Below are 12155 nucleotides of genomic sequence, written 5' to 3' on the forward strand. Positions count from 1 at the left end.
ATATTGTAACATATTTGCATTTTGTCTGAATCAGGATATCCAGGATTTTAGGATTTACAGGATGTTATATTTTGTCAGAATCAGGATGTCCAGGATTTAAGGATTTACAGGATGTTAATTTGTCAACATTGGTTTAAGCTAATTATAGCATAAATGTAGGATAATTTAGGCGATCGCTATTTTGGTAAGTCTGATAATTCTTTTACAAGACCTTCCCAAAACTGCAAATACCTTGCAAGAATTGAACAATAATCACATTTACCTCCAAGATAACCAAGAAAAACCTGCTAATCCAGGTAAAATGCTAATTTTAAAAAATCTTGCAAGATTTTCAAGATCGTGTATAATGGTTGTTATGGATAACAATCTACTGCTCTCATTGTTACAAAATAAACTTGCTGAAACAGAGCAAGAAGCCTCTAGACTAAGGGAAGTTGCTGCTAAGGCTCAAATAGAAGCATCTATTATGGAGGCTTTAGCCCAGAAAATACAGTCTACTATTGACAGCTTAATTGCTACTCATGGAAAGGAAATGAGTCACCAAGATTATCAGGAAACTATTCAAGGTTTGTCTGGTACAGAATCTTCTCTTGGTGATACATATTCAAACCAAGAGCAGACAATCAAAAATTTTCGCCTTCCCAAAGATATGAAACGTATTCAGTACAAAAGAACCAAAGGATACGTTAAAATAACTACACAAATTTTATCTAATTATCCAGGAGGATTACATATTGATCAATTGACAGACATGATTTTTGAGACTTCCTCACCAGATGAATTGGCAAGAGCAAGAAATTCTTTGTTGGCAGAATTAAATAGAGGTGTTAAGGAAGGAAGACTCACAAAAATGGGTGACTCAGACTATTTCTTGCTACCTCCACAGTTCTCGGAAACAAATAATACAGAGTTATCTCAAAAATCAATTGATATCCTCAATCACTCAAAGTTCCAATTTAACGGAACAAATTCTTTAGTTAATTCTTAAACTTTTCTAGCTTGGAGTATTATTTTATGGCACAACTTTTAAAGAAGTCAGGTAATGAACAAGACTTTTCTAAAGACTTACTACGCGGATTTGATAACGACGGAGCAGAATATTTTACAGTGAAAAAGACGGGACAATCAGGAATGTCTCACAGAGGTTTAGCTAGATTTGTAGGTAAAAGTCAAGCAAGTGTGAGTACATGGATTAATAATGTTAGAAAATCTGATCCTCAGAATAATGATTTACCTCCTTGTTTGAAAGTTTTTGCTGGATGTAGTTTAACACTTCCCGGATATGTTGATAATCAAGGTAGAGATATAATTGAAGATGGATTTTGTGCAGCCATAGTTAAATATTACGCCCAATACTCTAACCCTAGAAAACCAGGAGGTAATGTTAAAGCACAACAAGCTCTCCAATTAATTGAACATTTAGGAATGCGAGTTTTTATTCATCAGAAAACAGGTTGGAAACCTCAGTATGACTATCCTATACATGATGACTTTGAGAAGGAATTTGAGATACATAAAGGAAGATATGCTGTCAGACAGATAGTAAAACTGGAAGATCACCCAGAACTAATGTCCGCTGTAAAATATTGGCTTAACAAAAATAGTTTACGTTTATCTAGAAAAATTTATTCAGATACCAATGAGGCTCTCAATAAATGTTTACAAGGAATAAACGCAAGAGAAATAAAGGAACAAAATAACCTCTCTAAAAGTGCTGCTATTAGAGATTATTATGATACTCGTCCATTAATGAACTATTCAGCCTTGATTAAACTAGCAGCAAATCAAATTCGCTATCATAATATTCATCCAGTAAAGGCAGTACATAAAGCCTTAGATTTATATATGCCAAATCATAAACCTGAGCCAATACCAGTCATTGAAAATATAAAAAAGGCAGACAAAAGACTAAAAGCGGAAGCTGAAAGACGACGACTTGCGGCTGGAGTTCAATTATCATTACCTCTAGGCATATAAGACAATCGTTAGCTGTGATTTTTGAGTATTATTGATTGATGTTTGTCTCAATCAGAATATTACCAGAATCTTCTAAATCAAAAAACCAAAAATCCTTTCATCCTGTAAATCCTGAAATCCTGTAAATCCTGATTCAGACAAATTAGGTGATAGGTAATAGGTAATGAATTTACTGTCACCTGTCACCTGTCACCTGTCACCTAACTTACTCCTGCGTCGCAACAGTCAAAACCTGCGGAGGAGAAGCATCAGGAGGATAAAGAAAATCAACTTCTACCCAAGAATTATCCCCCGGTTTCATCTTTAAAGAAACTAAAGGTTGACCAGGTTCACCTCTTTTTTGCACCAAATGTACAAACCTAGTCGCCGGTTTACCTTGTTCATCCCGATAACGTACCCGCACAGTACCCCTAAAGAAAACCTGACGCGCAGGTGTGGTAAAAAACCTTAAACCAGACTTTGTTAACTGCTCCTCTTTGATGGGAGTTTGCAGAGATACAGTGACATTTTTTGCACTTTGAGAATTATTCAATAAAGGCAATTTTAAACTATATTGAACACCATAATTACCATGTGCAAAATAAGCTGTATCAGGATAACGCACTAACATCGGTGCTGTTTGAATTTGACCTGTGCCAAAAGTTCCTCCGTGCAGTGTACTTAAAGGATAGGAAAAAGCTTGACCGGGTTCAGGAATAGTTAAATACCTGCTGTTAGAATTATCTGTTAAAAGCGATCGCCATTGTGACCCACGGGACACACCTGCAACCCTTCCATAAATAGCAGGTTTACCAGTTCCCTCTATGGGAGTCGGGGTTTTATCTCTCGGTGTTGATAAATCACCATTATTTAATAAATCTTCCCATTCTGCTAAAGTTGGCGCTCGTTCACTACCATCAGCATTAGTTTTTGCAAACATCGCTAAACTAGCAGCATACACCGTCCCATTACTCCGCAAACGCATATAAGTAGAACGACCATTTAAAGGTGGTGTCAATTCTCGCACGGGAATAGGTAAATTTAATAACATCTGACTTTCCCCAGGAGGAAGGACTATTTGCGCTGGGAAAATATTTTGTCTTCTCCCTCTCAAAATATCAGACATCACCCTACTACCTGGTCCAGAAAACACATTTCCCGCATCATTAGGAATAAAAGAATCTAATGGTAAAAAAGGTGCATCTGGTTGACTTAAATAACTTGCACCTTGCAAAATATTCACAGTTACCGGTGTATTACCAGGGTTATGCAAAATTATCCCGTGGTAAAGAGAACGTAAATCTTCTGGTGGTTCTGCTCTAGCAATATGATGGGAAAAAACATCAAACCGCCCCTGAAAAGGAAAGTTTAAATGTGCAGTGGGTACTTTTTTATCCTCTGAAGGAAAAGTAGAAAGTAAAATACCTTCCTTTAATACCAATTCTGGACTATTACTATTAAATACTGGAACAGTATCCAACCTTCCAGGTAAAGCTCGCACCTCTTGAGGTATTACCACTTCTTCCGGTGGTGGTGCGGTTGGAGTTGCTTGAGCGAGAGTCAAACCGAGTAATGCTGACAACATAGGAAATTTAAAATTCAAAATTTATAAGTGACTGGGGACAGGTGACAGGTGACAGGTGACAGGTGACAGTTAACAGTTAACAGTTAACTGTTAACAGTTAACTGTTAACAGTTATTAGTGAGTGGAGTTTATGATTTACTGTTCCCCATTCCCTATTCCCTATTCCCTATTCCCTATTCCCTATTCCCTTGATTCAAAAATAACCAAATTATTCATGATTAAAACAAAATCAGCAAGAATGTCTAGCAAATTTTCTTGATGCAAAATCGGAACATGGACAAAAATACAAGGAATGGGTAGTTGAGATTGATTCAAGTAGTCCAACACTGAATAATAAAGACCTTCGCACACAAATTTACCACAGTCGTAACTAATCTCAACTGCCGCTGTCTCAGCTATTAATTGTTCAACATTAACAATTGTTTGCAAAGTTGTTATCCCAAAATTTTCCCCACCATCTCTAAATGAAATATCAGTAGTCTGTATAGACTCGCTACTAGCAACAACTTCCACACTTAAATTTTGCCGACTAGCAGCCATACCACAACAGATAACATAATTTGGTTTGAGTTCATTGATTTTGGCAATGACGCGAGAACTGGCAAGGACAACATCTACAGGAAGTAGTCGCAAAAAAGTTAAGTCATGAGAGATATCAGCCATTTTGGCTAGTTCGAGTAACAAGTCATCAGAAGAATTTGACTGTTGTTCACTCAGCCAAGTGTCAAAAGAAGTTAATAATATTTTTTTGTGCATAATAAATATTATTTAGAATATTATTTAGAATTAGAATATAAATGCTTCCCTAATAAATTTACAAGGAGCAAGTAAATGCCAGTCATTGCGGTCGTAGATTATGATATGGGAAATTTGCACTCAGTCTGTAAAGGTTTAGAAAAAGCTGGTGCAATTCCTAAAGTAACTTATTCTGCCAAGGAGTTAGAACAAGCAGATGCGATAGTTTTGCCAGGGGTGGGAGCTTTTGATCCTGCCATGCAACATTTACGTTCCCGTGGTTTGGAACAACCAATAAAAGATGTGATCGCATCTGGTAAACCGTTCTTAGGTATTTGTCTAGGACTGCAAATTTTATTTGAATCTAGCGCCGAAGGAACTCAACCAGGACTAGGAATAGTGCGGGGAAAAGTACGCCGATTTCGTCCAGAACCAGGAATAGCTATTCCCCACATGGGTTGGAATCAACTGCAACTGACTCAACCAAGAAGCATTTTGTGGGAACATTTACCCCATCAACCTTGGGTTTATTTTGTCCATTCCTACTATGTTGAACCAACTGAACCGCAAATTAGAGCAGCAACAGTGACTCATGGTAGTCAAACTGTGACAGCAGCGATCGCTCATGAAAATCTCATGGCGGTTCAATTCCACCCCGAAAAATCCTCTAATATTGGATTGCAAGTTTTATCTAATTTTGTGGCTCAAGTCCGTGAAAAAATCCCTGCTTAATAAAAATTTGCTTTCTTTGTTAGTCGTCAGTTGTCTAATGACTAATGACTAATGACTAATAACTAATGATCAATGACTAATTAATGAGTTTAAGAATTTACGGGAATCGTCTGTTAAAAACTTTACCAGGGCAAGAGACTAGACCCACCAGTGCGCGAGTACGGGAGGCCGTTTTTAATATTTGGCAGGGAGAAATTGATCATTGTCGCTGGTTAGATTTATGTGCCGGTAGTGGTTCAATGGGTGCAGAGGCTTTATGTAGGGGAGCCTGTTTAGTAGTAGGAATTGAACAGTCAAGTCGAGCCTGTGCCATTATTCAACAAAATTGGCAGCAGATAGCGAATAATGAACAAAAATTTCAATTATTGCGGGGAAATGTCCTGCAACAATTAAAAAAATTATCAGGTCAAAAATTTGACAAAATATATTTTGATCCACCTTATGCCAGTGGTTTATATGAGCCTGTTTTAGAAGCGATCGCTCACTATCAACTTTTAGATCCTCAAGGGGAAATAGCAGTAGAACATAGTCCTAATTTTACACCACCAATCATCCCAACTTGGGAAATCAGCCGCCAAAAAGTTTATGGCAACACAGCACTAACTTTTTACAGAACAATGGAAGTATCGGAAAGCGAGTGATATCATCTACGGTTGAATACTTATCATATATGTTGAGACTTGTCATTGGTAATTGGTAATTGGTAATTGGGGACAATTACTAATTAAACAGCTATATCGTAAGTGATTGGGCGGACATATTAAAATTAATATACAAACACACACGCCTATATGTGACTAGGGGTTTAGCATTGCTAAACCCCTACGAGAACTAGCTGTTAACCCTTAGCCGCCCAACTCGGTAGGACGCTTGTATTGCTTATAGGCAGCGTAAAATAGTCCGCTAAGAGTGACGAAAATCAGACCCAGAACAATACCTGAGAGTAGGGGTTCAACCACTGTAAATCTCCTCTTTACAAATTTTCAAGTTTCGTTTCCCGTTTTTAATCTTACCAAATCCCGCATCAATCCAGCGCCCTAAGCCGTTTTTGGATTATAAATACTATCTAAAAATTTTCATCTGTGGTTGCAGGTAGAATCAAGAAATTTTAAGCTATGTGTAGAAGATGAAATATTTTTTTGTAAGAATTCAGAAGTCAGGATTCAGGAGTCAGAAGATTTGCTCATCTAGCGGTTACTCAAATAGTGATTATTAGTTTAACCGTTAAAAAGCTGACTGCTGAACACTGATAGCTGAATGCTTACAGTTTTTCGTACACCTAGACTGTAAAAGCAAACTCTTGAATAACCAGCTTATCAAAACTGAAACTTGGAGTCAGTGGATCACTTTGTCGGTTTTGGCCATACTCATAGCCATACCCGTAACTATTTTTGGTGTTCAGATAGTTCAAACCTCTGATCCTTACGTCAAAAATGTTTTATCACTGACAGGCAACCCAGTACAGGGAAAGGCTATCTTTCAAACCAACTGCGCTGGGTGTCATGGTTGGGAAGCTCATGGACTCGTTGGACCGAGCTTGCAAGCTGTCTCCAAACGCAAATCTCAATATGGATTGATTCATCAAGTTATTAGCGGTGAAACTCCTCCCATGCCCAAATTCCAGCCCAGCGCCCAAGAAATGGCAGACCTTTTAAGTTATTTAGAAGGTCTTTGAATAAGGGAACAGAGAACAGAGAACAGGGAACAGGGAACAGTAAATAGGGAAAAGTGTTATTTTATGTTTTTATATGTTGTTATAAATTGTGACAGGCTGCTTAGTAAATCAATGGATAATAAAACTACCACTACAAGATGGTTTTACTCCTGACTCCTGACTCCTGGAAATTTCATGTTCAACTGAGTTTAAGAGTACATTCAAGAATCAATTTCTGGTTAACCAAGGAATAAGGTTGAATTTTCAACGCTTTTTGAAAAGCTTCAATAGCTTCACCATACTTTCCTATTGCTGCGTAACACAAACCCATACCATGAAGTGCGCCAAAGTGTACTGGATTTAGCTGCACAACCATTTGACAGTCAGCTAGAGATTTTTGATAATTGCCTATGCTGTAATATAAAAAAGCGCGTCTATTCCAAGCTTCAGCAAAATCTGGTTGTGTTTTAATAAGTTCTGTTAAAACTGCTTCAGCTTTGGCTGTTTCCCCAGCATCCATTAGTTTTTGACTATAATCAATCTTTTCTAGCCCATATATACCCTTTTGCTGAAACCAGAAGCGCCAAATTTTGCGAGTTGCTTGCTCACGAACTAAAGCATCAGGATTTTTCAAGTCTTCCAGTAAAGAATTGATAGATAAAGAATCCATGCAGTTGAGATAGGTAAGTTGATATTGCCAGTTACTTGTGCAGTAAGTATTCAAACATCAGCAGTCAGCTTTTTAACAATTACGCCAAAAATACTTATTTGCTCATCAAGCAATTAATCAAAAATTCTGACTTTTGACTTTTGAATTCTTACCTTGTGCAGAAGATTATCTCCTAATTTATGTTAATAGTCATCACGGTATTCTCCGATCTTGATTAAAAATTCTGGCAATATTTTGTATTGATTCATACTATTTTTTAAAAAAATTATGTAGGCAATGCTGGCGATCGCTCATTGGGGCAAAATCAAAGTAACTGTTCAGGGGTTGCTATATTTACGCAACCTTTTACTGTAAATTCTTCTGTACCCAACTCCTAAAATTCCGTATTGCCTGACTTCTGCCAATAGTTAAACACTGCTGCACATACTCATTAACTATTTCCACAATGGGAATATTAGGAAAATTAGGACTAGATGGAGATTTTACATATTTCCCATCCTGTAACAAGAAAATTTCTAAACCTTGTTTTTTATATCGCCAAAGTTCAGGAACTCCTAAAATTTGATAATTTTCAAATTGACTCCGAGAAGTAATATCAATTTCAATAGCTAAATCTGGTGGTGGATCTATATTTAAATCAATTCGATTTTTACCAATTACAGCCTCTTGATTTTGAATATAAAAACTGGTATCTGGTTCTACGGCTTGCCGCATTCTCTCATTTTTCAGAGTTGTAGAACCAAAGGGTTCAAAATCAACATTCAGTATTTCTAACAAGATTTTCACCAAATCACCAACAATTTCTTTATCTTTTTCATGTTCAGGTAAAGGCACCATAATTTCTAACCATCCATTACTATAGGAAATACGCGCAGCACGCTTTTCCCCCATTTCTTCTAAAATATTTTCTAGTTGCTGCCAACTAATATCTTTGAGTAACATTTGTTGGCCTGGATGAACAATAATTTGTTGCAATTCTAACAACATATTACCTCTTTAATAATTGATAGTTGATAATTGATAATTGATAATTGATAATTGGTGATTGGTAATTGGTAATTGGTAATTGGTAATTGGTAATTGGTAATTGGTAATTATTTATTTTATCCTCTTGCTCCTTACCTAATCATAACCAAAATTTTTAACACCAACCTGCTCACATCTCCTAAATTAGTTAAAATCAAAATCTAAAACACAGTGAACCAGGAGAAACCCAGGCGTGCCTACACTCGGTGTAAATATTGACCATATAGCCACTATTCGTCAAGCCAGAAGGACAGTAGAACCCGATCCCATCGCCGCAGCAGTATTAGCAGAATTAGCTGGTGCAGACGGCATTACCGCCCATTTGCGGGAAGATAGAAGACATATTCAAGATAGAGATGTGCGGTTGTTGCGGCAAACAGTAAGAACCCATTTAAACTTAGAAATGGCTGCCACTGATGAAATGTTAGCGATCGCCCTAGATATCAAACCTGATTATGTAACATTAGTTCCCGAAAAAAGGGAAGAAATCACCACAGAAGGGGGTTTAGATATTGTCGGACAAATTGCTAGAATAGGGGATATAGTTGATAAATTGCAAAATGCTGGCATTCCCGTGAGTTTGTTTATTGATGCCGAACCAGCACAAATCGAAGCTTCTGTCAAGGTGCAAGCGAAGTTTATTGAACTGCATACCGGAAAATATGCTGAAGCTAAAGATGAAACAACTCGCCAGCATGAATTAGCTTTATTAGCACAGGGATGTGAACAAGCTATTAAAGCGGGTTTACGAGTCAATGCCGGTCATGGACTTACATATTGGAACGTTTACCCAGTAGCGGCGCTTCCAGGTATGGAAGAACTGAATATTGGCCATACTATCATCAGTCGGGCTGCCTTGGTAGGAATGGAAAGAGCAGTCCGAGAGATGAAACAAGCAATGATGGGTAATGGGTAATGGGTAATGGGTAATGGGTAATGGGTAATGGGTAAGTAAAATTTTTGCCTCCTGCCTCCTGCCTCCTGCCTCCTGCCTCCTGCCTCCTGCCTCCTGCCTCCTGCCTCCTCAGAGGGGTTGTAGCTGCGTAATTCTGAAAAATTAGAGTCACATTGGTAACGTAAAACTTTTATGACTTCCACACAGCCTAACAACCTACCTCTTTGGGTACAAAATAGAGATACTGTAATTGAGTACAGTAAACAAGCCGAATGGCGCTATCAGACACCCCCAGATTATACCCGTTCTAAAGAAAATCTAGCCAAAGAAAGTACCTGTAATCACGCAGAAGGTTCACTAGAAGCTATTGTACAGAATTTAGTGAGAACCTTTGAAATGGAGGTATCTTTTAAGAGTAACCCTAAACAGTGGTTAGCTGTTGTGCAGGATAAGTTTCGCGTCAGTACAAATGGGGGACAAGAGTTTACAGCCACAGATGTATACACCCAGGGTACTTATAACACATTTATGGCTGATTCTGAACATTACAAAGCTTCAGAAGAAACTTTTGAATCATCAGCGAAACTTTTTCATAGTACCTTTCCGCAAGGTTTTCCTTGGGAACTGCTAGAAGTTTACTCAGGTCCACCAGTGGTTACATTTAAGTGGAGACACTGGGGACATTTTCGCGGTCAATATAAAGACTTTGCACCCACAGGGGAAACAGTAGAAATTGTCGGTATGAGTGTAGCTCGTGTTACCGATGATTTGAAGATTATCTCTTTGGAACACTATTTTGACAACAACCTGTTTTTAGAGAAACTGACAGCAGGTGGCAAAATGGAAAATGCTGGAAACACTGAAAATAAGGCTAGTGGTTGTCCCTTTGGTTCTTGGTTTAAGGGATTGAAGAAAAGTTAATTTATTAGGGTACAGTGCTGCTGCTGTACCCTATAAATATTAGATAGTGACTCAAGGATGAAAATGACAACATACTATTACGTTTTAGCTAGTCAACACTTTTTACTAGAAGAAGAACCTCTAGAGGAAGTTCTCAAAGAACGTACCCGTAACTACCACGAACAAGAAAAAGAGATAGATTTTTGGTTAGTGAAAAACCCAGCTTTCCTGGAAGCACCGGAAATGGCAGCAAATAAAGCTAAGTGTCCTAAACCTCCGGTAGCAATTATTTCTACCAATTCTCAATTTATTACTTGGTTAAAATTACGCTTAGAGTATGTCATCACTGGAGAATTTCAAGCTCCTTCGGCAACAATTCCTAATCCTTTGGCATCTTTAACAACTGTGTCTTAATGAAGGCAGGGGGCAGGAGGCAGGAGGCAGGAGGCAGAAGAAGCAGGGGGGCGGGGGGAGGGTTGCAGGGGAGAGGTATTTTCCCCCTTGTTCCCTGATCCCTGATCCCTATTCCCTATTCCCTATTCCCTGAAACTAAGTTATAAATTATACGAGATTAGGTATACACCAAATGTTTTTACCAAAAGTTCATTATTTACCAAGTGCTTTATTATTAGCAGTAGCTCCTATAATTGCAGGTATTAGTCCTGTTTTATCTCAAACAACAATTCCTGCCTGTCAACCTCCGAGTGTAGGGGAGTATCTGTTGTTAGTTGTCAGTCCCACAGCTAATAATCAACAGCAGTTACGTAGTGCCTTACCGTCTGAATTGAAAACTGTTACTTGTAAATATCTGAATGAAACAGTAACGCGGGTTGGTGGTTTCAACAAAATTGATGATGCAAACCGCTGGGCAAGATATGTTAACAACGTTGTTGGCTTGTCTGCTATTATTACGACTCGACCAACAGCAGCAACAGCACCAACAGCAGCAACGGTAACACCAGCAATAATCCCATCAGCAAATGTACCAAATCAGACAGTTAGTTATAATCCCAGAGTCTTGGGAGAAGGTTTTGCTGTGTTGGTAGATTATTTCAACCGCCCGGAACTAGCCAACAATGTACAAAGAACGGTAGGAGGTAATGTTGGTTTAGTTTCCTATGGACAACGCCCCTATCTACTTGCTGTTTATACTACCAACCAAACAGAGGCATACAGGACATTGCAAAAACTGACGGAGAATGGCTTTTTTGCCCTGTTAGCAGATGGTAGAAAAGTAATGTTATTGCGTTCAGTTGTTACAGTGAGGTGATTGGTGATTGGTGATTGGTGATTGGTGATTGGTGATTGGGACAAATATAATTAATTACCTATTACCCATTACCCATTACCTATTACCTATTATGAATTATGAATTATGAATTACCTATTCTCTCTTCCCTTCTTACTGTCACCTGTCACCTGTCACCTGTCACCTGTCAACTGTCACCTTACTAATAAGCGGCTCTAGCTAACCAAGAAATGGTGACACCTAAAATTGAACCAGCTATGACTTGAACTGGTGTATGTCCAAGTAGTTCTTTGAGACGGTCTTGGAAAAAGTCTGGTTTTTCATGAAATAATTCATCAATCATCTGATTGAGTATGCGAGCTTGCTTACCTGCTGCTTGGCGCACTCCGGCTGCGTCGTACATAACAATGATGGCAAATACCGCAGCTACAGCAAAATCTGGAGATGACCAACCTATGGTTTGCCCAACTCCAGCAGCTAAAGCTGTGACTAAAGCTGAATGGGCGCTAGGCATACCTCCGGTAGTCACTAAGACACGCAGATCCACTTTTTGATGTTTTATGACTTCAACGATCAGTTTTAATCCTTGAGCAACAAAACAAGCCACAAGTGCAACCAGTAGCACCCGGTTGTTGAAAATGTCGCCTATGTCCTGCATGGTTTTTTGGTTAGGTGATTGAATTAAGAGCAGCAGTTGTGTGTTGAGGAACAGTTTTTTAGCAGTTAGCCGTCAGCTTTCAGTCTTCAGCTTTC

General features: G+C 38.4%; 15 protein-coding genes. 9 read left to right on the forward strand and 6 right to left on the reverse strand.

What is annotated here, in order from left to right:
• The first annotated feature begins 232 nt into the window (after window positions 1-232).
• Together K2F26_RS09955 and K2F26_RS09960 are read left to right on the forward strand one after the other, a co-directional pair.
• The gene (locus K2F26_RS09955) at window positions 233-988 is read left to right on the forward strand and encodes a hypothetical protein (protein ID WP_220611328.1); all 756 of its coding nucleotides are present in this window, start codon (window positions 233-235) and stop codon (window positions 986-988) included.
• 26 nt (window positions 989-1014) lie between these two features.
• Complete coding sequence (locus tag K2F26_RS09960; RefSeq protein WP_220611329.1) at window positions 1015-1977, forward strand: hypothetical protein; 963 nt, start codon at window positions 1015-1017, stop codon at window positions 1975-1977.
• 205 nt (window positions 1978-2182) lie between these two features.
• Here the strand turns inward: K2F26_RS09960 and K2F26_RS09965 are convergent, their stop codons facing one another.
• On the reverse strand, window positions 2183-3541 hold the full coding sequence (locus tag K2F26_RS09965; RefSeq protein WP_220611330.1) for a DUF3370 domain-containing protein: 1359 nt from the start codon (window positions 3539-3541) through the stop codon (window positions 2183-2185).
• Window positions 3542-3721: 180 nt separating this feature from the next.
• A complete protein-coding gene (locus K2F26_RS09970; RefSeq protein ID WP_220611331.1) occupies window positions 3722-4297 on the reverse strand; it encodes a pyroglutamyl-peptidase I family protein in 576 nt (191 codons plus the stop codon).
• A 75-nt stretch (window positions 4298-4372) separates the two neighbouring features.
• On the opposite strand from K2F26_RS09970, the gene hisH reads away from it, so the two are divergent.
• Both hisH and rsmD read left to right on the forward strand, forming a co-directional pair.
• Window positions 4373-5008: an imidazole glycerol phosphate synthase subunit HisH gene (hisH, locus tag K2F26_RS09975; RefSeq protein WP_096571064.1), complete on the forward strand. Its 636-nt coding sequence runs from the start codon at window positions 4373-4375 to the stop codon at window positions 5006-5008.
• Between the two features lie 83 nt (window positions 5009-5091).
• Window positions 5092-5649, forward strand: coding sequence for a 16S rRNA (guanine(966)-N(2))-methyltransferase RsmD (rsmD, locus tag K2F26_RS09980; protein ID WP_096571062.1), 558 nt, complete (start codon window positions 5092-5094; stop codon window positions 5647-5649).
• Window positions 5650-5853: 204 nt separating this feature from the next.
• Here the strand turns inward: rsmD and petG are convergent, their stop codons facing one another.
• Window positions 5854-5967, reverse strand: coding sequence for a cytochrome b6-f complex subunit V (gene petG / locus K2F26_RS09985; protein WP_013191177.1), 114 nt, complete (start codon window positions 5965-5967; stop codon window positions 5854-5856).
• A 341-nt stretch (window positions 5968-6308) separates the two neighbouring features.
• Between petG and K2F26_RS09990 the strand changes: the two genes are divergently transcribed.
• A complete protein-coding gene (locus tag K2F26_RS09990; protein WP_096571060.1) occupies window positions 6309-6683 on the forward strand; it encodes a c-type cytochrome in 375 nt (124 codons plus the stop codon).
• Window positions 6684-6861: 178 nt separating this feature from the next.
• On the opposite strand, the gene K2F26_RS09995 is transcribed toward K2F26_RS09990, so the two are convergent.
• Together K2F26_RS09995 and K2F26_RS10000 are read right to left on the reverse strand one after the other, a co-directional pair.
• Complete coding sequence (locus K2F26_RS09995; protein WP_096571058.1) at window positions 6862-7332, reverse strand: tetratricopeptide repeat protein; 471 nt, start codon at window positions 7330-7332, stop codon at window positions 6862-6864.
• 345 nt (window positions 7333-7677) lie between these two features.
• A complete protein-coding gene (locus K2F26_RS10000) occupies window positions 7678-8319 on the reverse strand; it encodes a Uma2 family endonuclease (RefSeq protein ID WP_220611332.1) in 642 nt (213 codons plus the stop codon).
• 232 nt (window positions 8320-8551) lie between these two features.
• Between K2F26_RS10000 and K2F26_RS10005 the strand changes: the two genes are divergently transcribed.
• The 4 genes from K2F26_RS10005 (at window position 8552) to K2F26_RS10020 (ending at window position 11423) form a co-directional block, all read left to right on the forward strand.
• Entirely contained in the window at window positions 8552-9274 is a 723-nt protein-coding gene (locus K2F26_RS10005) for a pyridoxine 5'-phosphate synthase (protein ID WP_220611333.1), read from the forward strand.
• A gap of 171 nt (window positions 9275-9445) precedes the next feature.
• Complete coding sequence (locus tag K2F26_RS10010; RefSeq protein WP_220611334.1) at window positions 9446-10174, forward strand: SnoaL-like polyketide cyclase; 729 nt, start codon at window positions 9446-9448, stop codon at window positions 10172-10174.
• 63 nt (window positions 10175-10237) lie between these two features.
• The gene (locus tag K2F26_RS10015) at window positions 10238-10567 is read left to right on the forward strand and encodes an MgPME-cyclase complex family protein (protein ID WP_220611335.1); all 330 of its coding nucleotides are present in this window, start codon (window positions 10238-10240) and stop codon (window positions 10565-10567) included.
• Window positions 10568-10739: 172 nt separating this feature from the next.
• Window positions 10740-11423: a hypothetical protein gene (locus tag K2F26_RS10020; RefSeq protein ID WP_220611336.1), complete on the forward strand. Its 684-nt coding sequence runs from the start codon at window positions 10740-10742 to the stop codon at window positions 11421-11423.
• 181 nt (window positions 11424-11604) lie between these two features.
• On the opposite strand, the gene K2F26_RS10025 is transcribed toward K2F26_RS10020, so the two are convergent.
• A complete protein-coding gene (locus tag K2F26_RS10025) occupies window positions 11605-12060 on the reverse strand; it encodes a divergent PAP2 family protein (RefSeq protein ID WP_220611337.1) in 456 nt (151 codons plus the stop codon).
• Between the last annotated feature and the right edge of the window lie 95 nt (window positions 12061-12155).

Source organism: Sphaerospermopsis torques-reginae ITEP-024 (assembly GCF_019598945.1).
Classification (GTDB): domain Bacteria; phylum Cyanobacteriota; class Cyanobacteriia; order Cyanobacteriales; family Nostocaceae; genus Sphaerospermopsis.